This is a genomic window from Citrobacter sp. RHB36-C18 (assembly GCF_013814485.1).
GTDB classification, from domain to species: Bacteria; Pseudomonadota; Gammaproteobacteria; order Enterobacterales; family Enterobacteriaceae; genus Citrobacter; species Citrobacter braakii.
Genome location: NZ_CP057125.1, coordinates 2,288,311 through 2,311,520 on the forward strand (window position 1 = coordinate 2,288,311; position 23,210 = coordinate 2,311,520).

Consider the following 23,210-nt stretch of genomic DNA (forward strand, 5'->3'; position numbering starts at 1 on the left):
TGTGCGTTATAACGGTCAATCAATGTAGCACTGTGCGTTATAGCGTACAAGTGCTAAGCTGTAGCCTTGAGAAAGGAGAGTCAGGAAGGCGAAAAATGGAAAACTTAACCCACTATCTGGCCACAACGCTCCGCACGCTACGTCACCAGCGGGAATGGAGCCTGTCACGTTTGGCGGAGGAAACCGGCGTGTCAAAAGCCATGTTGGGGCAGATTGAGCGCAACGAATCCAGCCCAACGGTGGCGACATTGTGGAAAATTGCTACCGGACTGAACGTGCCATTCTCGACGTTTATTTCACCGCCAGAGTCAGACGGTGCGCCAACATTCGATCCCCAGCAGCAGGCGATGGTCGTCACGCCACTGTTTCCGTGGGACCCACAGCTGTGCTTCGATCATTTTTCGATACAGCTGGCACCCGGCGCGCTCAGTGAATCGGCTCCGCATGAAACCGGCGTTATAGAGCACGTGGTGGTGATAAATGGGCTGCTGGATATGTGTATTGAGGGGCAGTGGCGCACCATGAAATCCGGCGAGGGGGTGCGTTTTGCGGGAGACAGGGCGCATAGCTACCGTAACAGTAGCGAACAAACGGTTCACTTTCATTCCCTGATCCATTACCCGCGCGGTTAATCGGGAAAACTATTCCGAAAATCCGCGCTTGTGACTACAATAGCCGCCATTTTTACCACTTGTGGATGGTAACAACTGTATGCGTCAGCAGCCTCATCACCTTGAATTGTTAAGCCCGGCCCGGGATACCGCCATTGCACGTGAAGCCATTTTGCACGGCGCTGACGCCGTTTACATTGGCGGACCGGGTTTTGGTGCGCGTCATAACGCCAGTAACAGCCTGAAAGATATCGCCGAACTGGTGCCGTTTGCGCATCGTTACGGGGCGAAAATCTTTGTGACGCTGAATACAATCTTGCATGATGATGAGCTGGAGCCCGCACAGCGATTAATTACCGATCTGTATCAGACCGGCGTTGACGCCCTGATTGTGCAGGATATGGGGATTCTGGAGCTGGATATCCCTCCCATTGAGCTGCACGCCAGCACCCAATGTGATATTCGCAGCGTCGAGAAGGCGAAGTTTCTTTCTGACGTCGGATTCACCCAAATTGTCCTCGCGCGTGAACTGAGCCTTGAGCAGATACACGCCATTCATCAGGCTACGGATGCAACTATTGAATTTTTCATTCACGGTGCGCTGTGCGTCGCCTATTCAGGCCAGTGTTATATTTCACATGCGCAAACCGGACGTAGCGCTAACCGCGGTGACTGTTCTCAGGCTTGTCGCCTGCCGTATACCCTGAAAGACGATCAGGGGCGCGTGGTGTCCTATGAAAAACATCTGCTGTCGATGAAAGATAACGATCAGACCGCCAACCTCGGTGCGTTGATTGACGCAGGCGTGCGCTCCTTCAAAATTGAAGGGCGCTATAAAGACATGAGCTATGTGAAGAATATTACCGCGCATTATCGTCAGATGCTGGACGCCATTATTGAAGAGCGCGGCGATCTTGCCCGTTCTTCAGCCGGGCGTACCGAACATTTCTTTACTCCATCCACGGAAAAGACCTTCCATCGCGGCAGCACCGATTATTTTGTGAATGCCCGTAAAGGGGATATCGGCGCATTCGACTCACCAAAGTTCATCGGTCTGCCGGTTGGCGAAGTCCTGAAGGTGGCAAAAGATCATCTCGATGTTGAGGTAACAGAACCGCTGGCCAACGGGGATGGTCTGAACGTGTTAATCAAGCGTGAGGTCGTCGGATTTCGCGCCAACACCGTTGAAAAAACGGGGCACAATCGTTATCGGGTGTGGCCGAATGAAATGCCCGCCGACCTGCACAAAGTGCGCGCCAACCATCCGCTGAACCGCAATCTCGATCATAACTGGCAGCAAGCGTTGACCAAAACCTCCAGCGAACGCCGCGTCGCGGTCGATATTGAGCTGGGCGGCTGGCAGGAACAGTTGATCCTGACGCTCACCAGTGAGGAGGGGGTGAGTATCACCCATACGCTGGACGGCCAGTTTGAGGAAGCGAACAATGCAGAAAAAGCGTTGAGCAACCTGCAGGATGGCCTGGCAAAACTGGGACAAACGCTGTATTACGCCCGTAATATTCAGGTGAATCTGCCGGGAGCATTGTTCGTGCCGAACGGTCAACTGAATCAGTTGCGACGTGAAGCGGTCGACATGCTGGATGCAGCTCGTTTGCAAAACTATCAGCGCGGTCGCCGTAAACCGGTTGCCCAGCCGGCGCCGGTTTACCCGCAAACGCATCTGAGCTTTCTGGCTAACGTCTACAACCATAAAGCGCGAGAGTTTTATCACCGTTATGGCGTGCAGTTGATTGATGCCGCCTATGAGGCGCATGAAGAGAAGGGCGATGTGCCGGTGATGATCACCAAACATTGCCTGCGTTTTGCGTTTAACCTGTGTCCGAAACAGGCGAAAGGAAATATCAAAAGCTGGAAAGCCACGCCGATGCAACTGGTTAACGGCGATGAGGTCTTGACGCTGAAATTTGATTGCCGACCGTGCGAAATGCACGTGATCGGCAAGATGAAACATCACATTCTGAAGATGCCGTTGCCGGGCAGCGTGGTGGCTTCCGTCAGCCCTGAAGAACTGCTGAAAACGTTGCCAAAGCGTAAAAGCTAACGGTTAGCTCTGATGTGTATCGGGTTTGCGTGATTTTTGCCAGTAATGGTGTTCGCGAAGATCGGCGGCGGATTCTTCCGCCGTCATTCGTAGTTCATCGCTGTCGGCCGTGTGTCGTAATAAGTGATCGGCATCCTGCACCTGAAGATATTCATGTCCCTGATTAGTAGCGAGAAGCTGACCGGAAAAAAGCGCGCTGGCCAGCAATAACACCGTTAACCCTTTCTTAAACATCATGCACCCTCTGGTACGTTAGCTGCGGAATTGACGATAATTTCGCCAGGTGACTATTCAATATTTTAATCGGGTTAATGACAATCTCTGTTTTGTCATTTCGATGTTTTTTACATTTTTGTTTAGATAACGTTGGGATTTGTCACAACCGGGCAGTGCAGCGCTGCCCGGTTGTTATCAGAGAGAGAATCAGGATTTAAATCCGGCGGCCGTCATCAAGAGACGAAAGAACATACCAACGGCGGCCAGGGCCAGCACGCTGCCGCCCCAGAGGATCACCAGCCACATCAGGCGTTTCCAGATTGTTTGTTGCATCAATGATACCCCTCACCATGTTGAACTTTGCCGCGGAAAACGTAGTAGCTCCAGAAGGTGTACACCAGGATTATCGGGATAATCAGCAGCGCGCCAACCAACATAAAGCCCTGACTCTGCGCCGGAGCTGCCGCCTGCCACAGCGTAATGGAAGGTGGAATGATGTGGGGCCAGATACTGATCCCCAGCCCGCTGAACCCGAGAAAAATTAGCCCCAGCGTCAATACAAAAGGCAGCGTATGGCTGTTTTGCTGACCCAGCGAGCGCCACAGCCAGAGGCTAATCAGCGCAACCAGGAGCGGAACCGGCATCAGGAACCACAGATTGGGCAGGCTAAACCAACGCTCGGCAATGGCGCTGTGCGCCAGCGGCGTCCACAGGCTGATAATGGCAATGACAACCAGCATCGCCAGCAGCAGTTTTCTTGCCACGCAGCGCATTTTATCCTGCAACGGATTTTCGCTTTTCATCACCAGCCATGTTGCCCCCAACAGGGCGTAGGCTACAACCAGGCCCACGCCGCAGAACAGGGTAAAGGGGGTCAGCCAGTCGAAAGGACCGCCGCTGTAGCTGCGTCCGGTGACGGAAAACCCGTTGAGTACGGCACCGACCACAATACCCTGAGTGAATGTCGCGAGGATTGAACCGCCGAGAAAAGCTTTGTCCCAGAATGGTCGATGCGCCGGCGTGGCTTTGAAGCGAAACTCAAACGCGACGCCGCGAAATATCAGGCCGATGAGCATCAGGGTCAATGGGATCGTCAGCGCATCGACAATCACCGCATAGGCCAGGGGAAAAGCGCCGAATAATCCGGCGCCACCCAACACCAGCCAGGTTTCATTACCGTCCCATACCGGGGCGACGCTGTTGACCATCACATCGCGGTCATCCGCATCCGAAATCGCAGGGAATAAAATACCGATCCCGAGATCAAAACCGTCCATCACGATATACATCAGCGTGGCGAACACGATAATTACAAACCAGATAACTGATAAATCGATACCCATTAGCGGTGTGCCTCCGGTTGAGAATCGAGAACGACAGCAGAAAGCGGCCGCGCCGGCGTGCCTGTTGGTGGAATGGTCGGCTCATCTTCCTGTGGTCCTTTACGGATCAGGCGGATCATGTAGCTGTAACCCACGCCAAACACCGAGCTATACACCACAAAGAAAGACAGTAGGCTGATGCTCATATGTAAATCACCATGTGCGGAAACCGCATCCGCCGTACGTTGCAAACCGTAAACCACCCACGGCTGACGGCCAACTTCGGTGGTCACCCAGCCAGCAAGGATGGCAATCAGACCGGAGGGCCCCATCCACAATGCAAAACGCAGGAAAGGACGTGAGGTGTATAGCCGCTCCTTATAACGCAGCCACAGGGCAAACGCGCCCAGCAGGATCATCAGCATGCCTAACCCTGCCATAATGCGAAACGACCAGAACACGATGGTGGAATTGGGCCTGTCTTCCTTCGGAAATTCTTTTAACGCCGGGACCTGTTTATCCAGACTATGAGTCAGGATCAGGCTGCCCAGCGCCGGGATTTCCAGCCCATAGCGGGTGCGCTCCTGCTCCATATCCGGCCAGCCGAACAACAGCAGCGGGGTCGGTTCACCGGGCGGATTTTCCCAGTGTCCTTCAATCGCCGCAATTTTTGCAGGCTGGTGCTTCAGCGTATTCAACCCGTGCATATCGCCAATTAAGGCCTGCAGCGGAGCGACGATTAACGTCATCCACAGCGCCATTGAAAACATCGCGCGAATTGCTGGCGTGCTATTACCGCGCAATAAATGCCATGCGGCTGATGCCGCGACAAACAGCGCGCTGCTCAGGAAGGCGGCAACGGACATATGCAGCAAACGATAAGGGAATGACGGATTGAAAATCACGGCGAACCAGTCGACGGGAACAACTTGCCCGTTAACAATTTCATAGCCCTGTGGCGTTTGCATCCAGCTGTTGGAGGCGAGGATCCAGAAGGTAGAAATAATAGTACCCAGCGCAACCATACAGGTCGCGAAGAAGTGAAGTCCTGGGCCAACCCGATTCCAGCCAAACAGCATTACCCCAAGGAAGCCCGCTTCGAGGAAGAAGGCGGTTAATACTTCATAGGTCAGCAGCGGCCCGGTGATGCTACCGGCGAACTCAGAAAAACCACTCCAGTTCGTGCCGAACTGATAAGCCATCACCAGCCCGGAAACCACGCCCATACCAAAGTTTACGGCGAATATTTTCGACCAGAAATGGTATAGCGAGCGCCAGGTCGGATTTTTCGTTTTTAACCATAACCCTTCGAGCACCGCCAGATAACTGGCGAGGCCAATGGTAATCGCCGGAAAGATGATGTGAAAGGATACCGTAAACGCGAACTGGATCCTCGCCAGGTGAAACGCGTCAAGACCGAACATGCTTAGCTCCGCAGGCAAAATTGATTTAGCGCAATTCTAAGGCTGCGAAGCAATGGAAGGCAGAAACAGAACAGTTCTTTTTAACCATAACAGTTGTCGTGCTGTTATAGGTTGGCCTGGCTGATATGAAATCTGGAACCTGGATTCCTGTTATTGAATCGCGTCCTCCCCATGCGAGTGATTTTACGCTATCACTAGCGAGGTAATGAAAAGGTAATCATAAATGTTTACTTTGTGCGTATAATAGACGACAGGGAGGCGCAGTGAAGCAAAGTGAGTTCAGACGCTGGCTTGAATCTCAGGGAGTGGCTGTTACAAACGGCTCAAATCATCTGAAGTTGAGGTATCAGGGAAGGCGTAGCGTTATGCCCAGGCATCCTGGTGATGAAATAAAAGAAGCCTTGCGAAAATCGATCCTGAAGCAGCTTGGCTTACAGTCATCATCAATATGAGGTTAATTATATGAGAGATTTTGAAAAAATCATGCGTTATCCCGTTAATCTAATCCCCGCCGTGGAAGGTGGATTCGTGGTTTCTTTCCCGGATATTCCTGAAGCATTAACTCAGGGCGAAACCCGTCATGGGGCTTTGCAGGCTGCGCAGTCTGCATTGGTGACCGCTTTTGAATTCTATTTCGACGATAACGAACCGATTCCTTTACCTTCGGCGGTTGGCACTGAAGGTGACTATGTGGAAATCCCCCTGAGCATTGCGTCGAAGGTTCTTTTGTTAAATGCCTTTCTTGAATCAAAAATCACCCAGCAGGAGCTGGCAAACAGGATCGGCAGGCCTAAGCAGGAAATTACCCGTTTGTTCGATTTAAAGCACGCGACAAAAATTGATGCTGTGCAAATAGCTGCACGCGCCTTAGGCAAGGAGCTGTCAGTAACAATGTTGTAAAACTGTTAACTATAACAGTTATAAAAAATGCCCTGATTATGTAAACTGATATATACAGTGCGTGTCACCGACACCGATTATCAGGACGAAAAATGAAAAAATACCAGCGACTGGCTGAGCAAATTCGCGATCAAATCGCGTCTGGCGTATGGCAGCCCGGCGATCGCTTGCCATCCTTGCGCGAGCAGGTGGTCAGCAGCGGCATGAGTTTTATGACCGTCGGACATGCATATCAGTTGCTGGAAAGTCAGGGCCGGATTATCGCCCGGCCGCAGTCGGGTTACTATGTTGCCGCGCGCCCTGAACGTGAGCTGGCAGCGCCGCAGGCGCAGGTGATGCGCGATGAAGCGGTGGATATCAACACCTATATTTTTGATATGCTGCAGGCCAGCCGGGATGCGTCAGTGATGCCATTTGCCTCTGCATTCCCCGATCCGCGTCTGTTTCCCCTCCAGCAGTTGAACCGCTCGCTGGCGCAGGTCAGTAAAACCGCGACCGCCATGAGCGTGATAGAAAACCTGCCGCCGGGAAATGATGAGCTGCGCCATGCCATTGCCCGCCGCTATGCTCAACAGGGGATGACCATTTCACCTGATGAAATTGTCATCACAACCGGTGCGCTGGATGCCCTCAACCTGAGCCTGCAGGCGGTTACCGAACCGGGAGACTGGGTGATTGTCGAAAATCCCTGTTTCTATGGGGCGTTGCAGGCCCTGGAGCGATTACGGCTGAAGGCGCTTTCGATTGCCACCGACGTGAAAGAGGGGATCGATCTTACCGCGCTGGAGCAAGCGTTGCAGGAGTATCCGGTAAAAGCCTGCTGGCTGATGACCAACAGCCAAAATCCGCTGGGTTTTACGCTCAGCCCAGAGAAAAAGGCGCACCTGGTCGCATTGCTGGAAAAATATCATGTAATGCTGATAGAAGATGATGTCTACAGCGAACTGTACTTTGGTCGCGAAAAACCACTGCCTGCCAAAGCCTGGGATCGCGCCGACAGCGTTTTACATTGTGCATCTTTCTCGAAGTGCCTGGTGCCCGGATTTCGCGTGGGCTGGGTGGCGGCCGGGAAGCATGCTCGACGTATTCAGCGACTCCAGCTCATGAGCACGTTATCCACCAGTTCCCCCATGCAGCTTGCGCTCGTGGATTATCTGTCAACCCGGCGCTATGACGCGCATCTGCGCCGCTTACGCCGTCAACTGGCGGAACGCAAACAGCAGGCCTGGCAAACGTTGCTGCGTCATCTTCCGGCGGAAGTCAAAATTCACCATAACGACAGCGGCTATTTTCTGTGGCTGGAACTGCCTGAACCGCTTGATGCAGGCGTGCTCAGCACCCAGGCACTGGCGCACCATATCAGCATTGCACCGGGAAAAATGTTTTCGACCTCGGGGAGCTGGACTCGTTTCTTTCGCTTTAATACCGCATGGCACTGGGGAGAGCGTGAGGAACAGGCTGTGAAACAGCTGGGAAAATTAATTCGCGAGATGATGAAATAAAACGTAACGCGCTATTCAATATAAAAGAATAGCGCGTTCTTATTTTCGAAATAGAGAATACCTAACCCCGATGTTATTTATATCGGGTGCTACCATACAAAAAATCAATAGTTCTTACTATTGCCACTGTTGCACCTAACTCCTTGTCTATACTCCAGAAGATTAAAGCTCCCGATCAGCGTCAGTAGCGTAATGAGCGTTAGCTCACAACCTGATTAAATTTCCTTGCGCCAGCAGGAACGCTTACAACACCCCGACTATTTTTAGGAAAGGACATATATTTACGGCAAGGCTGCCGCTCAATATTTTTTAGACAGGAGTAAGACGTTATGAGCAAGCAGTTTGCCCTCAGTAGCCTGTGCGCACTCAGTATGACGCTGATGACTGCACAGGCAGCCGAACCCCCGACATCCTTAGATAAACCGGAAGGTCGTCTGGATATTATTGCCTGGCCGGGCTACATCGAACGTGGACAGACCGATAAACAATATGATTGGGTCTCGCAGTTTGAGAAAGAGACCGGCTGCGCGGTCAATGTTAAAACAGCGGCCACTTCTGATGAAATGGTCAGCCTGATGGCAAAAGGCGGCTACGACCTGGTTACCGCTTCCGGCGATGCCTCATTGCGTCTGATTATGGGAAAACGCGTTCAGCCGATTAATACCGCGCTGATCCCTAACTGGAAAAGCATCGATCCGCGCGTGGTAAAAGGCGAGTGGTTTAACGTTGGCGGAAAAGTTTACGGCACACCATACCAGTGGGGGCCAAACCTGCTGATGTACAACACCAAAATTTTCCCAACGCCGCCGGATAGCTGGAACGTGGTATTTGTTGAGCAAAAACTTGGGGACGGAAAAAGCAATAAAGGGCGCGTTCAAGCCTACGATGGCCCGATCTATATTGCCGATGCTGCATTATTCGTTAAGGCGACTCAGCCGCAACTGGGCATTACCGACCCCTATCAACTCACCGAACAACAGTATCAGGCGGTGATCAAAGTCCTGAGCGATCAACACGCACTCATCCATCGCTATTGGCACGATACCACCGTACAAATGAGCGACTTCAAAAACGAAGGTGTGGTGGCGTCCAGCGCCTGGCCTTATCAGGCGAACGCCCTGAAAGGAGAAGGTCAGCCTATTGCCACGGTCTTCCCAAAAGAAGGGGTTACCGGATGGGCTGATACCACCATGCTGCACAGCGAAGCCAAACACCCGGTGTGCGCTTACAAATGGATGAACTGGTCATTAACCCCGAAAGTTCAGGGCGACGTCGCAGCCTGGTTTGGTTCTCTGCCAGTCGTGCCTGAAGGTTGTAAAGCCAGCCCGCTGCTGGGTGAAAAGGGCTGTGAAACCAACGGCTATAGCTACTTTGACAAAATTGCCTTCTGGAAAACGCCGATCGCAGAAGGTGGCAAATTCGTTCCTTACAGTCGCTGGACGCAGGATTACATCGCCATTATGGGCGGTCGTTAATTCCGCTGGGGGTTTTATGACGTACGCAGTGGAGTTTCATAACGTCTCGCGTCTGTACGGGGATGTTCGTGCAGTTGATGGGGTGAGTATTGCGATTAACGACGGTGAGTTTTTCTCTATGCTGGGGCCATCCGGCTCCGGCAAGACCACTTGTCTGCGCCTTATTGCAGGGTTTGAGCAACTGTCAGGCGGCGCAATCACCATTTTTGGTAAGCAGGCCAGCGAATTGCCGCCCTGGGAACGGGACGTCAATACGGTATTTCAGGACTATGCGCTATTCCCGCATATGTCGATTCTCGACAATGTCGCCTATGGGCTGATGGTCAAAGGTATTGATAAAAAACAGCGTCACGCAAAAGCACGTGAAGCGCTGGATAAGGTTGCGCTCGGTTTTGTTTATGAACGCAAACCATCGCAACTTTCCGGTGGTCAGCGGCAACGCGTGGCGATTGCCCGCGCGCTGGTCAATGAACCGCGCGTCCTGCTGTTGGATGAACCGCTCGGGGCATTGGATCTTAAGCTGCGTGAGCAGATGCAGCTGGAACTGAAAAAGCTACAGCAATCCCTGGGTATCACCTTCATTTTTGTCACCCACGATCAGGGTGAAGCCCTGTCGATGTCCGATCGTGTGGCGGTGTTTAATAATGGTCGCATTGAACAGGTGGATTCTCCGCGTGAACTGTACATGCGTCCGCGCACACCGTTTGTGGCAAGTTTCGTCGGGACGTCAAATGTTTTTGATGAAACGATGTCAGCGAATGTTTGCGGGCTACAGGGGATGTTTTCCCTGCGTCCGGAACACATTCGCTTGAATGATTGCAGTGGCGAAGTCCAGGCCCGGGGGGTTATCCAGGCTGTGCAGTACCAGGGTGCCGCGACACGTTTTGAGCTGAAACTTGTCGGCGGTGAAAAATTGCTGGTTAGCCAGGCGAACCTGACGGGAGAAATGCTGCCGACAACGCTGTCGCCGGGTCAACAGGTGATGGCATCGTGGTCACGCGACGTGATGGTACCGCTGGTTGAGGAGAGGTGAATGGCTATGAATGTCTTACATTCGCCTCCACAGTCGACAAGTCTGAACCGGATCTCAGGGTTCTTCTGGCGTAATCCGGGTCTGGGGCTGTTTTTGCTGCTCCTCGGACCGCTGATGTGGTTTGGGATCGTCTACTTCGGCTCATTACTGACGCTGTTGTGGCAAGGTTTTTATACCTTCGATGATTTCACCATGTCGGTCACGCCCGACCTGACGCTGGCGAATTTGCAGGCGCTGTTTAATCCCGCCAACTACGACATCATTTTGCGTACCCTGACGATGGCGGTGGCGGTCACCATTGCCAGCGCGATTCTGGCGTTTCCGATGGCGTGGTATATGGCGCGATATACCAGTGGCAAAATGAAAGCCTTTTTTTACATTGCTGTGATGTTGCCGATGTGGGCCAGCTACATTGTTAAAGCCTACGCATGGACGTTACTGTTGGCTAAAGACGGTGTGGCGCAGTGGTTTTTAACCCATCTGGGGCTGGAGCCGCTGCTGCTTTCGTTCCTGACGCTGCCTGCGGTCGGCGGCAATACGTTGTCGACTTCAGGGTTAGGGCGTTTTCTGGTGTTCGTCTACATCTGGCTGCCGTTTATGATCCTGCCGGTACAGGCCGCGCTGGAGAGACTTCCGCCTTCGCTCTTACAGGCCTCCGCTGATTTGGGCGCTCGTCCGCATCAGACTTTCCGCTATGTGGTCCTGCCACTGGCGATACCCGGTATCGCGGCGGGGTCGATCTTTACTTTTTCTCTGACGTTGGGCGATTTTATCGTGCCGCAACTGGTGGGGCCGCCAGGCTATTTCATCGGTAATATGGTGTATTCGCAACAAGGGGCTATCGGCAACATGCCGATGGCGGCGGCATTTACTCTGGTGCCGATTGTGTTAATCGCACTGTATCTGGCGTTCGTGAAGCGTCTGGGAGCTTTCGATGCACTCTGAACGCGCGCCCTGGTTACTCAAACTGGCGGCATGGGGCGGGGTTATTTTCCTGCACTTTCCCATCCTCATCATCGCCACCTATGCTTTTAATACTGAGGAGGCTGCTTTTAGTTTTCCACCACAGGGGTTAACGCTGAAGTGGTTTAGCGTTGCGGCGCAACGTAGCGATATTCTGGAATCGGTGACGTTGTCACTTAAAATTGCTGCATTGTCGACGGCCATTGCTCTCGTTCTGGGGACGCTGGCCGCTGCCGCACTGTGGCGCAGGGACTTTTTTGGTAAAAGCGCAATATCGCTGTTGCTGCTGTTGCCGATCGCGCTGCCGGGGATTATTACCGGTCTGGCGCTACTGACGGCGTTTAAAACTATCAATCTGGAACCCGGTTTTCTCACCATCGTGGTCGGCCATGCGACGTTTTGCGTGGTGGTGGTGTTTAACAACGTCGTGGCGCGTTTTCGCCGTACCTCATGGAGTCTGGTTGAAGCGTCTATGGATCTTGGCGCCAACGGCTGGCAAACCTTTCGTTATGTCGTGCTGCCAAACCTGGCATCGGCACTGCTGGCGGGAGGGATGCTGGCGTTTGCTTTGTCGTTTGATGAAATCATCGTGACAACGTTCACCGCCGGACATGAAAGAACACTTCCTTTGTGGCTGCTCAATCAACTGGGTCGACCACGAGATGTGCCTGTCACCAACGTTGTGGCATTGCTGGTAATGCTGGTGACAACACTGCCAATTTTAGGGGCCTGGTGGCTAACGCGTGAAGGCGACACTCTCGCCGGAAACGGTAAATAAACGACGATATGGGAAATTGCTATGCAACATCAATTACTGATTAATGGCGAGCTGGTCAACGGTGAAGGTGAAAAGCAGCCAGTCTATAACCCTGCCACTGGAGAACGCATTCTGGAGATTGCCGAGGCGTCAGCCGGGCAGGTTGATGCGGCGGTACGTGCAGCAGACAGCGCATTTGCCTCCTGGGGACAAACCACACCGAAAGTCCGTTCCGAACTGCTGCTGAAACTGGCGGATGCTATCGCCGATAACGCGCAAACCTTCGCTGAGCTGGAATCGCTTAACTGTGGTAAGCCGCTGCACTGTGTCCTTAACGATGAAATTCCGGCAATCGTCGACGTTTTCCGCTTCTTCGCCGGGGCAGCTCGTACTCTACAAGGGCAGGCGGCCGGAGAGTATCTGGAAGGGCATACGTCGATGATTCGTCGGGATCCGCTGGGCGTGGTGGCCTCTATCGCGCCGTGGAACTACCCGCTGATGATGGCGGCGTGGAAGCTGGCACCGGCGCTGGCGGCGGGTAACTGTGTGGTGATTAAACCGTCAGAAATTACCCCGCTAACGGCACTTAAACTGGCAGAATTTGCCAAAGATATTTATCCGCCTGGCGTTATCAACGTGCTTTTTGGCCGTGGCAAAACGGTGGGTGACCCGCTGACCGGTCATGAAAAAGTCCGGATGGTTTCCCTGACCGGCTCCATTGCGACCGGTGAACACATTATCCAGCACACCGCGCCTTCGATTAAGCGCACACATATGGAGCTGGGCGGCAAAGCCCCGGTCATCATTTTTGATGATGCTGATCTGGATGCTGTGGTGAGCGGCGTGCGAACCTTTGGGTATTACAACGCCGGACAAGACTGTACTGCCGCTTGTCGAATCTATGCCCAGAAAGGCATTTATGACGCGTTGGTTGAGAAACTCGGTGCCGCGGTTGCCAGTCTGAAAATCGGTGCACCGAATGACGAATCGACGGAGCTGGGGCCGGTAAGCTCGCAGGCGCACCTCGATCGCGTGACTAAAGCGGTCGATGAAGCCAAAGCACTGGGGCATATCAAAGTCATCACCGGTGGTAAAAAAGTGGACGGCGCAGGCTACTACTTTGCTCCGACGCTGCTGGCCGGGGCGAAACAGGAAGATGCTATCGTGCAGCGGGAAGTTTTCGGTCCGGTGGTCAGCGTCACCGTATTTGAGGATGAAGGTCAGGTGCTGGCGTGGGCTAACGATTCGAAATACGGCCTGGCATCCTCCGTCTGGACTCGGGATGTGGGGCGCGCGCATCGATTTAGCGCTCGCCTGCAGTATGGTTGCACCTGGGTCAATACCCACTTCACGCTGGTCAGCGAGATGCCGCACGGCGGACAAAAACAGTCTGGTTATGGCAAGGATATGTCGGTTTACGGGCTGGAAGATTACACGATTGTTCGCCATGTCATGATCAAGCATGAGTAATATCTTAAGCGCGAGCGATAAATGCGGCACGGATAGCTAAATACTGGCAAACGTGTGTCTATATTATTCGCGCCACTGGCCTCGTCGCCATCGGACGGCGGTAAGTTGGAAATATCCGCGAGGTCAGGCTATTAATACAACAAAGCCCCGGCTTATTAATGTCAGGGCTTTGTGGTGCAGGAGCGTCATCCGGTTATCCGCGGCGCAAGCTGCAAATCCAGGCGAGTAGCGCACAGACGCTCAGAACCAGCCCCAATTGTTGCACCATGCCTGCCACCCCCAGCATCATTCCCAGCAACAGGTAATAGCTTAATCCGAACAATGCACCGGCGGCCCCGGCCTGTTCACAATAGTGGCGTAGGGCCTGACTCAGCACATTAGGGATCGCGATGCCATAGGCAATAACCGCGCCGAAAACCGGTATCAGAATCCACGCGGAGTGCTGTAACCACCACGCGGCGAGGCCTGACGCTGCTGCCAGCGCACAGGCATAACGTACCCTCTGTTCCGATGTCAGGTCTGTCGTCAATAATCTCCGGTTCAGCAGGCTGCCCGACAGCGAAGCAAACGCAAGTAGTCCCCCCGTCCAGCCAAAGGCTCTGGAACTCCATCCCAATTGCCCGAAAAGAAACGGAGCCAGGCTGTAATAGCTAAACAGCATGGTGTTCAGCAGTGCAACCAGCATGGTATTTTTCCACAGCTCGCGGTCACGCATCATGCTGGAGAGCAGTGCAGAAAGGCTGGGGCTGAGCGTATTTTCGGGCCGGGTTTCTGGCAGCATGGTCGCAGTCAGTAGTAGCAGTAGCAGCGCCAGCAGCACAAGGGCAATAAATACACCGGTATGACCATACAGGCTAACCAACCAACCTCCGCTTAGCAGGCCGAAAACGGGACTCAATGCCAGCGCAGCGCCCATCACGGAAAAGACGCGGGATAGCGCAGTTGATTCATAAGTGTCCCGTAACATGGTCTGTACCACCACTGACCCGGCAGCCGCGCCGATGGCTGAGATCATCCGCGCCAGCAGCAAAACGCTGAAGTCAGTGGCAACCACGGCCAGGGCACAACCTGACCCATAGCAGATAAGTCCTGCCAGCATCGCCCAACGTCGACCGAGGCAGTCGCTCAGCCAACCCCACATCGCCACGCCGATGGCGAAGGCAATAAAATAAACGGAGAGTGTTTGCGCCGCGCGCTCACTGCTTACGTGATAAGACGTGGCGATTCCTAGCAATGCCGGGCTATAAATGGTTTCCACCAGTTGCGGAAACATAATCAGCAAAGTAAGAAGCCACAGCGGCGGGCGGCGAAGAGTGTTCATAGCAATATCCAGAGAGACAGAAAACTGGCGGGCATTATTGCTGAAAGGGAGGTGTCGCATTACCATTATCAAGACTTTAAATATCAACTATCGGACAGATAATGGAAATTGCCCCGGATGATGATTTCGATGCGGATAGCTTTGATAAACCGGTAATCGGGATTGCCTCCGAGATGGGCGTACACGATTCCGGCCGGCATAGCCATCTTCGTCATCAGCTACTTTTTTCGGCAGCGGGAAGCATTACGATTGAGCTGGAGCATGCCCTGTGTCTGCTACCGCCACGGCGCGCGGTCTGGATCCCGGCTGGTACGGTACATCGCGCCATAATGCGTGGCGTGATGGCTTATCGTTCGTTGTATTTTTCAACTACATTGCCGTTATCTAAATTACCGCTGCAGATAGTCGACGTTAATCCTCTCTTTTTTGAAGTAATAGAACGTATGGCTTTCTGGCCATGGGAAATGCCTGCCGCGCAGCAGGCCAGTCTTATCACCGTTTTCTGTGAGGAAATGCGGGCCGCCCACAGTGAAAACTGGACGTTGCAGTTTCCCTCAGATCCACGGCTGAACGTGTGGCTTGAAGGAGTACGCATGGGCGAATTGCCACCACGACTAAATCAATTATCCCAACGGGTTGGGGCATGCGAGAGGACGATCAGTCGAATATTTACCAGGGATACCGGGATGAATTATCAGAGCTGGCGGCAGCAATTTAGACTATTAAAAGCCATGGAGATGCTGGCTGACGGGGGGCAGATCAGCCAGGTGGCGCAATATCTGGAATTTGTCAGTGACAGTGCTTTTATCGCTTTTTTCCATCAGCATACCGGCACAACACCGAGCCGTTATGCGGGCAATATAATGCCGCAGAAGGATTAGGGGTATTACATACTAAGGATAATTTACCGGGTGGCAGGAGAGTGGGAAAATCGTGTACTAATGGCAGAGAGAAGAGTCTCTCTGCCAGCGGACGCTGCAATTAATCAAGAAGAACGACATCAAGCAAACCAGCCAAACCTTGCGGAAATCAGACTGAAAAGTCCTACAGCAGCAAATATATTTATCAGCACCACAGTTTTACTGGAAACATTCATTTGTGCCACCTTTCGTTTTAACCCTTATGGGTATAGTACGGGTTATAACTATCCGCAATAGTACGGATTCTGAACATAATGAAAACGGCTTGTTTTACCGGCGTTTCTCTTAAAATAATTAATAAAACTTGATGTGGGTCATGAAAAAGAGCATATTGCGCGCGATTTTACCTTTCGGCCCGGATGCCTGACATGTCTCTGTACCAAAAAATGCTGGTTTTTTATGCGGTGATGGCCGCTATCACGGCAATCATCACCTGGTTTCTTTCCCGCGATAAAAAGCGGATTCGTTTTCTCAGCGCGGTATTAGTCGGGGCGACCTGGCCGATGAGTTTTCCCGTCGCGTTAATGTTTTCTCTCTTCTGATGACGGCGTAAACGCCGTTTCAGGAGGAAAGCAGGGCATCTAATCGTTTTTTGTCGGCTGCGCAAACATCCATTGGATGCTGATATCCCACGTTTTCATTGGCGCGGGTATACAAAGCGACCAGCCAGTCGTAAACGTAACGGCTTGCGCCATGCGAAGGTTGTTCATCCAGTTTCGTCAACCGTAACATCGGCTGTTGCGCCGGGGCACTAAAAATAGCCGATCCTTTTTGGATCCTGCTGGCCGGACGCTGTTCCTCTGCCACGCTGGCAAATCCAAGCCAGGTAATAAAATCCCCAATATCGGCGTGAAGCTGCGCGGCGCAGACGTTTTCTCGCTGCATAATGCGCTGTAAGCGTTGCGGCATCTCCAGCCGATAGCTGGTGGTGACGAGGATATCGGCAACCTGCCTTAGCGTACGCGGCTCAAGGCGTAAACGGCGCGCATTATTTTCATCGCGACACCACTGGCGCACGTGGTTAACCCACATTTTGTGCGCCTGATACCCGGTCTCTTTGCTTTCCGGCGAGTGCGGTGTGTCACGCACCTCGGCAAACAGGTCAATCTCTTCATTAAATAATCCGCTCACCTGTTCCTCGCGCGGCTGCTGAACACGCAGTAGCGACTCAAAGAGGCGCATCGGCGGGAGCAAACCGTCCAGGAGTTCGCCATGTTTTGCCGCCTGGGCCTGGAGCTGGCGGATCACCGACTCATTGCTACCCGATTCGGTTTCAACGGGGTTAATCCAGCCGATCAGGGTTTCGCGTACGCGCTGCTGGTGCTGCTCACGCAGGGAGGTCAATCTCGCCTGGCGTTGCTGGGGCGAGGTTGCCTGAGTCAGCCATTCGACGAGGCGTTGTAAGCTGTGTTTATCCAGCGCCTGCAGCGTGCCCCAGTGCAGTCCGGGCTTGCCCATTAATTGCTGCACAGATTCATCAAGATTTTGCTGAGTGCTAAACCGCGCATCCTGCGGAGTAATGGCCCAGACCACTCCCGGCAATGCGGCGTCATGTAGGGGCTGAGTATCGTTAACCCAGCCCAGCAGCTTGCGGGTGATGGCGGGCGTCTGGGAGCGGGTAGATACCGCATTACAGATTAAAAGTACATCCGGTTGCAGATGCTGGCGATAATGTTCCAGCATCCAGCCTAATTTGGCCTGCCACAATGGATGGGGATGAACATCCGGGGCGAGGGGAATATCCAGCAGATCGACATTCTCCAGTACCGCGTCTTCAACCGTCAGGACCAGCTCGCGCGTGAGCAGCGCCAGCGAAGCCTGAGAAAGGCTGACCGCATTGAGCAACTGTTCATTTTCTATTGGATGAACCACCACATCGCTTTGCGCCTCATTCCCGTTCAATGCTACCTGAGTCAGGAAACTCTCGGCAGGTAAACCAAAATGGTCAACCAGCAGGCTCAGCGGAGCCGCGAGTTCTTGCGCGCTCCCGGTTTGTTGCAGCGTATGCGCCAGCGCCAACCACTGTTGCGTCAACTCTGGTTGTTCTCCCCACAGTAACGCCCAGGCGTTTGCCCGGGTAGTCAGATCCAGAGCGGGTAGCAGCGTGGCAAACTGATGCCATAGCGCGTCGTCAAATTGCTGCTGTCTGGCCGGTACGCAGGCGCGCCAGAAACGGCCAATTGCCGCGACATCATGCGCGGTAATGCCCGGCACCGGATGACGCTGGCGCAACGTTTGCCATTTTTCCAGGCGCGCCTCAATAATCGATTTCTCGACCTGGCGGTTGTCAGCAAGCGCACAGAACTGGGTAATAAATAGCTGTACCAGTTCGGCTTCACTGAGTAGCCGCAGGCGCAACGGCCATTCACCATCGAGCGGATTTTCATCACGCGTAAAGCGGATCGCCATATTGGTTGGCGCATGACCAGGATTAATATGTGAAAAGTAATCAAAGCTGCGATCCGGGGTAACGATATTCACTTTGCTATTGGCGTTGCTGCACAATGCTGTGAGCAGGTGCGCTTTTGCCGATTGCGAATGTCCGTAAAGCCCAACGCATCCTCGCGATGAAAAGGTTGTCTTCAATGCAGACTCATTAACGGCGGCCAGGGTGAGCTGTGCCAACAGGGCATCCGCTTCATCATCAAGACGCGCCGCACGCTGACGGGTATCAGTTACCCACTCGATGGCGGCCTGCGCGGTGTTTAACATCTTACTCATTTCAGGTACACGCTCCCGCTATCAATCCAGTAATGGCTCCCGCTATGGCGTCGGTCTGCCAGCGTATTCAGTTTTAACGTTAAGGCATTGGCGGCAACGGGAGTGCCATCCTGTAACCACGCATCGCTCAGTACGAAAAATTCCGGGCCGCTTTCTTTGCTACCACCGCGTAGCTGCAGCCGTACATTCAACACGCCATCTCCGGCGATGGTTTTTGCCAGTTCGGCAGAATTTATGCTGAGCGTATACAGCGGTGTGGCAGGCCAACGGCTGTTGGCCAGTTGACGGAAACCTAACGTAACGTTGCCGCGCAATGGGAAGTGCAGGCGGGCATCCAGCTTCGCGCCGGGCTTATCCAGATCGATATCGTGATACCAGATGTTCTCATCACGCAGCGTATTGACCGTATTATCCAACACGCCGAGATAACGTACGGTCGAGTAAGCGCCGATATCGGCAGCTTTAAAGTTGAAACGCGGCAAGCGTAGATCCAGCGCCAGGCTACACAACATGGCACCAACTGCTGCGGTGGATTTGGGGTTACCAATCCGCCCTTGTTGGCTGAACGGATACCACTCATGTACGCGGTAGTTATCCATCCAGATCATACGATTAACCGGAACGGGCTGCAGATGGCGGATCAACGCTTGTACGCCCGGCAAACAGGCGGGTCTGCCGGTCACTAATAAAATATCGCAGCGATAGTGTGAAATAGCCTCACAGACCGCGTGCAGTGGGGAGGTCAGGGTAAACTGGCCCGCCAGTAACGCTTCTTGTAACTGCCTGAACTGCACCTGTAACGGCACGCTCAACACATCAAACGCTGGCGATCCCGCAGGTAACGCATGATCGATAGCCTGCTGGATGTAATTCAGTACGTTGCGCGTTGGTTGCTGGCTCAGGAGTTCGCCAAAGGTGGCATGCAGACCCGCTACCGGATCGTTAATATCACTTTGTTCCCAGGCTGAAAGTACCGCATGACCGAGCGGCATAAAGAGTTGTAACGCCGTTTGTTGACGCAAAATCGCCTGGGTGTCGATGCGCCCGGAATCGCCAAATAGCGTAGCCAGCAATGCGGCGGCGTCGGTCACGCCAGCCTGTTGCAGACGGGTTTGCAGCGCAGGCAACACGCAGCGCTGAATCACGTCCAGCAGCATGTCATCGCCCGCAACCTTAAAGCCTTCACGGAACAGCAGGTGCGGGGTAATTTTGACATTTGTACCCACGCCGTCATCAAGCTGGTAATGGACGACGGCCATATCCGTTGTCCCGCCGCCAATGTCGATCGATGCCACGCGCAGCGCACGACCTTTAGTCTCACCAGGCTCCGGCAGACGGTCCGGGCGGGCAAGGGCGTTAAAGAACGATTCGGTGTGACCATCGTAGTGAGAGATAGCTTCGTTATACAGCCACACCAGTTGCCCGCAGCTGGCCTCATCCCATTCCATCTGGATCTCAGGTACGGGAACCACGCTCTTTTCCTGCTGTTTACGGGTGGTGAAGTCTTCATCCTGCGGGTGCCAGCCCATTGCTTTCCAGACCAACGCAATGGCTTCAAACATGCGCAGGCGGAAAATCTCACGCTCCTGTTTGGGCATCGCCGACGGCAGGGTCAGGATCAGCGTACGCAACTGACGAGGAGATGCTGGGAATCCGAGGCGCAAACGCGTCGCCACGCTGTTAATTTGCCCCAGCGCCTGGGCCAGTATTTCGCACAACATATGCGTCATCAGCGTACTGCGGCTGTATTGCGGTGAGAATACCGGCAGACGATCATCCTGCGGCAGGCTGAACAGCGGTTGCCCGTCATCGTTCATCAGGTTCATCAGTGGGAAGGCGGTAGCCAGTGGTTCGCGCTGGGTTTTGCCATTCATCTGGCTAAAGCGCCAGTCATGCAACACCGGCGTTTCGTCCCACAGATAACGGCGCGGGCTGGAGATCCCACTGCTGCCTTCAGTGCCCATGCGCTGCATCGCCAGCTTTCGGGCTTCATCGCCAACGCGGACAATCGACGGCCAGATAAAGGCATCATCACGACCGCTCTCCACGGAAAAGTGCTGCTTACCAAAACGCGCTTCGGAAAACTCCAGTCGGCTGGTGAACAACGGATCGTTGAGAAACTGTGGCTCGCTTAACGAACGCACCTGCAATTCGGCTGTCTGGCGCAGTCCGTCATTGGCATCCCCGTGATCTTCAATCAGGACGCCACAGGTATGGGTGTTACCGATATCCAGGATAAGATCAACGGGAATGGCGGGCGTGCTGAGGGTATGCGTGACCAGTTTCACTTCCGGAACGGAAAGCTGCTCGCCTAACAGGGTTAGCACATTCAGCCAGTGCGCCTGATATTCAAAGTTACGCAGCGCCTGCTGGATCTCTTGTTCTGAGCGGTTCTCATGCTGTGTGACATGATGCATAAAGGATTCGCGCAACCAACCGTCAATCCAGGTCTGGTCGAGGAAATCGGCAATTTCGTTGTCATGCCAGGCCAGCGCAAATCGCGTACCGTTCAGCAGGTCATTTTCGTTGGGGGTTAACGCCGCAGGGGCATTTTCAGTGAGCTGGCTGTCCAGCGCCACGGTGACGCGGTGGGTGTTGCCCGCGCTGTCAGGTTGCCCCAGCTTTCGCACCTGTACGCGCGCCCAGTTATCCGGGCCTTCAACGAACGTACGCGGCGGATTAAAGCGCAGGAACGGCAGCGGCAGCCAGACACCGTCGAGCACGTCCAGCGAATAATGCAGCTTCTGGGTGCTTTCCGGCTTCACCACTTCGGGCTGACCGCCAGTGCTGCCAGGTAAGGTATAACGTCCGGTTGTCAGATCGAAATCCAGCCGCAGCAGGGGACCGTTTGCCGTTTTGCGCACAAAGCGACCATGATGCGCAGATTCCTGCGGCGTCAGGCCAAAATCCAGAAATTGCACACCGCTATTGGCGATGAGCGTCACGCTCTGTTTGTAGTCACACAGATTCACCAACATAAAATCAGGCACCTATCTTTTTGATCGTCAGAGGGATTTCCGCGTGATCGTCATAACGTGCGGTACAGGCAGCGACGTCATTGGTTCCCGCTTTGCAGGTAATTTCCGGCATCGGATAACGTGACCCGTCCGTACAACGGGCATTCCCGCGACTCTTAATCATTAATTCACCTGACTGATGCAAACCGGAGAAAATCTCGGCACGACAAACAATATTGTCGCCATGAACCACGCGCGCCGTGCCTTTATTGGCCTGGATCTGATAGCGCAGCGACGGCGCTTTACCGCTAACCGGATCTTTAACATCAACCATTACGCGCCAGTTACCGTTGAGAAAACGCGTCGTTCCTGCCTTCATCTGGTTGGCATCCATCACCAGCGCATCTTTCGGAATCGCGGCGATCACGACCGGTCCCTCGACAGGTTTTTCTTTTTTGGCGACCGGAACCACTTCAGCCCGATGCAGCGGCAGTGCAGATGTCAGTTCTGGCAGCGGTGCTATATCTGACTTAGCGACGTCTGCAGGGGGAACAGCGGGTACGGGCGGGGTGGGCTGTTGCTTCCACAGCAGCGGCCCAACCATGGCTGCAATGATCACCGCGGCAACGGGCAGGCTCCACAGCGGCAGGCGACGTGCGGGTTTCTTCTGTGCGAGCGGCGGCGAGACTTCAGGTTCGTTAACAACGACCGGGGGTTGTAGTTCATGTTCAGGTTCAGCCGGTTTAGGTAGCTCAACGACTGGAGTCAACAAAGGCGCCTCGGCCTCGGCGAAGGTGATTTGGGCAGTGATTTCTTCTTCCGGCTCAGGCTCTGCTACGGTGACGACCGGAGGAATATCGGCAAGGCGCAGGCAATCGAGCACATCGTCGCGAGGATTTTCATTCAGATTGACGAAACCCCAGAACGTAATAACGGGTTTACCTTCAACCAGAAACACGTGATTCTCACCAGGAAACTGGATGGCTTTTTCCAGCAGTGAGCCAAACAGTTGCAGGGAGGTTTTACCCGATTGCAGACTTTTACGGCTCAGCGCCGCCGCATTTTCCAGCGTGCTTCCCAGATAGCGCAGCGCACGAAAACGGGCCTCTTCATCAGCGGCTTTCCATGCAACGGCTTTCCCTTCAATCGGCGAATACCAGTCAACGCGATCGCCGTTGTCGTTAATTTGTGGGATCGCCAGACAATCCACCATCGCCTGCTGTTTACGCAGGCGAAGCGTTTCACGAATTTGCAATGCTGAATCAAACACGGCCTGACCACCGCCGCCCACGGCCTGATAGTCATCCAAATTGCCGCTGCGCAAGAGAGTTTTTGCCACGTTGTTACCCCTTAGACTTCTTCACGTATCTACTTTACGTTTTATAAAAACGAGCAAACGGTGGAAGAGAGGCAAAAAGGGGCGAATTTTCATGGCATAGAGTGCCGGGAAAAATCTTGACGTTTTGAAAAAGACTTAAGGGAAATTAATTCGCTTAGGGTGATGAATTATTCAGCGAAATACACCGGATTAGAATAACCTGATAGTGATTCGTTAT

The 23,210-nt window shown here is 53.6% G+C and carries 21 protein-coding genes; 12 read left to right on the forward strand and 9 right to left on the reverse strand.

Going from position 1 to position 23,210, the window contains the following annotated elements; genetic code table 11:
• The first annotated feature begins 95 nt into the window (after positions 1-95).
• Together HVZ52_RS10880 and HVZ52_RS10885 are read left to right on the forward strand one after the other, a co-directional pair.
• Positions 96-632 (forward strand): XRE family transcriptional regulator, encoded by a 537-nt coding sequence (locus tag HVZ52_RS10880; protein WP_094761312.1) that lies wholly within the window; start codon positions 96-98, stop codon positions 630-632.
• Between the two features lie 79 nt (positions 633-711).
• Positions 712-2,673 carry a U32 family peptidase gene (locus tag HVZ52_RS10885; protein ID WP_046275600.1) on the forward strand — a complete coding sequence of 654 codons (1,962 nt, stop codon included), beginning with the start codon at positions 712-714 and terminating at the stop codon, positions 2,671-2,673.
• Positions 2,674-2,676: 3 nt separating this feature from the next.
• Here HVZ52_RS10885 and HVZ52_RS10890 read toward each other — a convergent pair whose 3' ends face one another.
• The 4 genes from HVZ52_RS10890 to HVZ52_RS10905 form a co-directional block, all read right to left on the reverse strand.
• Positions 2,677-2,907 carry a DUF2554 family protein gene (locus HVZ52_RS10890; protein WP_016153158.1) on the reverse strand — a complete coding sequence of 77 codons (231 nt, stop codon included), beginning with the start codon at positions 2,905-2,907 and terminating at the stop codon, positions 2,677-2,679.
• A gap of 189 nt (positions 2,908-3,096) precedes the next feature.
• Positions 3,097-3,222 carry a DUF2474 domain-containing protein gene (locus HVZ52_RS10895; RefSeq protein WP_003020230.1) on the reverse strand — a complete coding sequence of 42 codons (126 nt, stop codon included), beginning with the start codon at positions 3,220-3,222 and terminating at the stop codon, positions 3,097-3,099.
• Positions 3,222-4,232 carry a cytochrome d ubiquinol oxidase subunit II gene (gene cydB / locus HVZ52_RS10900; RefSeq protein WP_016153157.1) on the reverse strand — a complete coding sequence of 337 codons (1,011 nt, stop codon included), beginning with the start codon at positions 4,230-4,232 and terminating at the stop codon, positions 3,222-3,224. The genes HVZ52_RS10895 and cydB overlap by 1 nt, the downstream gene beginning before the upstream one ends.
• Positions 4,232-5,635 (reverse strand): cytochrome ubiquinol oxidase subunit I, encoded by a 1,404-nt coding sequence (locus HVZ52_RS10905; RefSeq protein WP_016153156.1) that lies wholly within the window; start codon positions 5,633-5,635, stop codon positions 4,232-4,234. Before HVZ52_RS10905 ends, cydB begins: the two co-directional genes overlap by 1 nt.
• A 263-nt stretch (positions 5,636-5,898) precedes the next feature.
• Here HVZ52_RS10905 and HVZ52_RS10910 point away from each other — a divergent pair, with 263 nt between their 5' ends.
• From HVZ52_RS10910 to patD, 8 genes are all read left to right on the forward strand, one after another.
• A complete protein-coding gene (locus HVZ52_RS10910) occupies positions 5,899-6,087 on the forward strand; it encodes a type II toxin-antitoxin system HicA family toxin (protein ID WP_049259794.1) in 189 nt (62 codons plus the stop codon).
• 31 nt (positions 6,088-6,118) lie between these two features.
• Positions 6,119-6,535 carry a type II toxin-antitoxin system HicB family antitoxin gene (locus tag HVZ52_RS10915; RefSeq protein ID WP_131382557.1) on the forward strand — a complete coding sequence of 139 codons (417 nt, stop codon included), beginning with the start codon at positions 6,119-6,121 and terminating at the stop codon, positions 6,533-6,535.
• Between the two features lie 92 nt (positions 6,536-6,627).
• Entirely contained in the window at positions 6,628-8,037 is a 1,410-nt protein-coding gene (locus HVZ52_RS10920; protein ID WP_181599228.1) for a PLP-dependent aminotransferase family protein, read from the forward strand.
• 329 nt (positions 8,038-8,366) lie between these two features.
• Positions 8,367-9,512 (forward strand): putative ABC transporter substrate-binding protein YdcS, encoded by a 1,146-nt coding sequence (gene ydcS / locus HVZ52_RS10925; protein ID WP_016153154.1) that lies wholly within the window; start codon positions 8,367-8,369, stop codon positions 9,510-9,512.
• Between the two features lie 16 nt (positions 9,513-9,528).
• On the forward strand, positions 9,529-10,545 hold the full coding sequence (locus tag HVZ52_RS10930) for an ABC transporter ATP-binding protein (protein WP_053389782.1): 1,017 nt from the start codon (positions 9,529-9,531) through the stop codon (positions 10,543-10,545).
• Positions 10,546-11,490, forward strand: a complete 945-nt coding sequence (locus tag HVZ52_RS10935) for an ABC transporter permease (protein ID WP_016153152.1) — start codon at positions 10,546-10,548, stop codon at positions 11,488-11,490. It begins immediately after the preceding gene.
• On the forward strand, positions 11,480-12,286 hold the full coding sequence (locus tag HVZ52_RS10940; protein ID WP_003020204.1) for an ABC transporter permease: 807 nt from the start codon (positions 11,480-11,482) through the stop codon (positions 12,284-12,286). Before HVZ52_RS10935 ends, HVZ52_RS10940 begins: the two co-directional genes overlap by 11 nt.
• 21 nt (positions 12,287-12,307) lie before the next feature.
• The gene (patD, locus tag HVZ52_RS10945) at positions 12,308-13,735 is read left to right on the forward strand and encodes an aminobutyraldehyde dehydrogenase (protein WP_181599229.1); all 1,428 of its coding nucleotides are present in this window, start codon (positions 12,308-12,310) and stop codon (positions 13,733-13,735) included.
• Between the two features lie 193 nt (positions 13,736-13,928).
• Here the strand turns inward: patD and HVZ52_RS10950 are convergent, their stop codons facing one another.
• The gene (locus HVZ52_RS10950; RefSeq protein ID WP_181599230.1) at positions 13,929-15,056 is read right to left on the reverse strand and encodes a multidrug effflux MFS transporter; all 1,128 of its coding nucleotides are present in this window, start codon (positions 15,054-15,056) and stop codon (positions 13,929-13,931) included.
• Positions 15,057-15,157: 101 nt separating this feature from the next.
• Between HVZ52_RS10950 and HVZ52_RS10955 the strand changes: the two genes are divergently transcribed.
• Positions 15,158-15,937: a helix-turn-helix transcriptional regulator gene (locus tag HVZ52_RS10955; protein WP_047417382.1), complete on the forward strand. Its 780-nt coding sequence runs from the start codon at positions 15,158-15,160 to the stop codon at positions 15,935-15,937.
• Between the two features lie 119 nt (positions 15,938-16,056).
• Here the strand turns inward: HVZ52_RS10955 and yncL are convergent, their stop codons facing one another.
• Complete coding sequence (gene yncL, locus HVZ52_RS10960) at positions 16,057-16,152, reverse strand: stress response membrane protein YncL (RefSeq protein ID WP_071524268.1); 96 nt, start codon at positions 16,150-16,152, stop codon at positions 16,057-16,059.
• A gap of 192 nt (positions 16,153-16,344) precedes the next feature.
• Between yncL and HVZ52_RS10965 the strand changes: the two genes are divergently transcribed.
• Positions 16,345-16,518: a GhoT/OrtT family toxin gene (locus HVZ52_RS10965; RefSeq protein WP_016153148.1), complete on the forward strand. Its 174-nt coding sequence runs from the start codon at positions 16,345-16,347 to the stop codon at positions 16,516-16,518.
• A gap of 19 nt (positions 16,519-16,537) precedes the next feature.
• Here HVZ52_RS10965 and HVZ52_RS10970 read toward each other — a convergent pair whose 3' ends face one another.
• The 3 genes from HVZ52_RS10970 to HVZ52_RS10980 are packed head-to-tail and all read right to left on the reverse strand — an operon-like array spanning position 16,538 to position 22,993.
• On the reverse strand, positions 16,538-18,697 hold the full coding sequence (locus HVZ52_RS10970; RefSeq protein WP_181599231.1) for a virulence factor SrfC family protein: 2,160 nt from the start codon (positions 18,695-18,697) through the stop codon (positions 16,538-16,540).
• Positions 18,694-21,675, reverse strand: a complete 2,982-nt coding sequence (locus HVZ52_RS10975) for a virulence factor SrfB (protein ID WP_181599232.1) — start codon at positions 21,673-21,675, stop codon at positions 18,694-18,696. The genes HVZ52_RS10970 and HVZ52_RS10975 overlap by 4 nt, the downstream gene beginning before the upstream one ends.
• A 4-nt stretch (positions 21,676-21,679) precedes the next feature.
• Positions 21,680-22,993, reverse strand: a complete 1,314-nt coding sequence (locus HVZ52_RS10980; RefSeq protein ID WP_181599233.1) for an SrfA family protein — start codon at positions 22,991-22,993, stop codon at positions 21,680-21,682.
• Positions 22,994-23,210 lie beyond the last annotated feature (217 nt).

Excerpts from the sequence above, each read along its gene's own strand:
- HVZ52_RS10880 (WP_094761312.1), top strand. The coding sequence starts at position 96 with ATGGAAAACTTAACCCACTATCTGGCCACAACGCTCCGCACGCTACGT.
- HVZ52_RS10885 (WP_046275600.1), top strand. The coding sequence starts at position 712 with ATGCGTCAGCAGCCTCATCACCTTGAATTGTTAAGCCCGGCCCGGGAT.
- HVZ52_RS10890 (WP_016153158.1), bottom strand. The coding sequence starts at position 2,907 with ATGTTTAAGAAAGGGTTAACGGTGTTATTGCTGGCCAGCGCGCTTTTT.
- HVZ52_RS10895 (WP_003020230.1), bottom strand. The coding sequence starts at position 3,222 with ATGCAACAAACAATCTGGAAACGCCTGATGTGGCTGGTGATCCTCTGG.
- cydB (WP_016153157.1), bottom strand. The coding sequence starts at position 4,232 with ATGGGTATCGATTTATCAGTTATCTGGTTTGTAATTATCGTGTTCGCC.
- HVZ52_RS10905 (WP_016153156.1), bottom strand. The coding sequence starts at position 5,635 with ATGTTCGGTCTTGACGCGTTTCACCTGGCGAGGATCCAGTTCGCGTTT.
- HVZ52_RS10915 (WP_131382557.1), top strand. The coding sequence starts at position 6,119 with ATGCGTTATCCCGTTAATCTAATCCCCGCCGTGGAAGGTGGATTCGTG.
- HVZ52_RS10920 (WP_181599228.1), top strand. The coding sequence starts at position 6,628 with ATGAAAAAATACCAGCGACTGGCTGAGCAAATTCGCGATCAAATCGCG.
- ydcS (WP_016153154.1), top strand. The coding sequence starts at position 8,367 with ATGAGCAAGCAGTTTGCCCTCAGTAGCCTGTGCGCACTCAGTATGACG.
- HVZ52_RS10930 (WP_053389782.1), top strand. The coding sequence starts at position 9,529 with ATGACGTACGCAGTGGAGTTTCATAACGTCTCGCGTCTGTACGGGGAT.
- HVZ52_RS10935 (WP_016153152.1), top strand. The coding sequence starts at position 10,546 with ATGGCTATGAATGTCTTACATTCGCCTCCACAGTCGACAAGTCTGAAC.
- HVZ52_RS10940 (WP_003020204.1), top strand. The coding sequence starts at position 11,480 with ATGCACTCTGAACGCGCGCCCTGGTTACTCAAACTGGCGGCATGGGGC.
- patD (WP_181599229.1), top strand. The coding sequence starts at position 12,308 with ATGCAACATCAATTACTGATTAATGGCGAGCTGGTCAACGGTGAAGGT.
- HVZ52_RS10950 (WP_181599230.1), bottom strand. The coding sequence starts at position 15,056 with ATGAACACTCTTCGCCGCCCGCCGCTGTGGCTTCTTACTTTGCTGATT.
- HVZ52_RS10955 (WP_047417382.1), top strand. The coding sequence starts at position 15,158 with ATGGAAATTGCCCCGGATGATGATTTCGATGCGGATAGCTTTGATAAA.
- yncL (WP_071524268.1), bottom strand. The coding sequence starts at position 16,152 with ATGAATGTTTCCAGTAAAACTGTGGTGCTGATAAATATATTTGCTGCT.
- HVZ52_RS10965 (WP_016153148.1), top strand. The coding sequence starts at position 16,345 with ATGTCTCTGTACCAAAAAATGCTGGTTTTTTATGCGGTGATGGCCGCT.
- HVZ52_RS10970 (WP_181599231.1), bottom strand. The coding sequence starts at position 18,697 with ATGAGTAAGATGTTAAACACCGCGCAGGCCGCCATCGAGTGGGTAACT.
- HVZ52_RS10975 (WP_181599232.1), bottom strand. The coding sequence starts at position 21,675 with ATGTTGGTGAATCTGTGTGACTACAAACAGAGCGTGACGCTCATCGCC.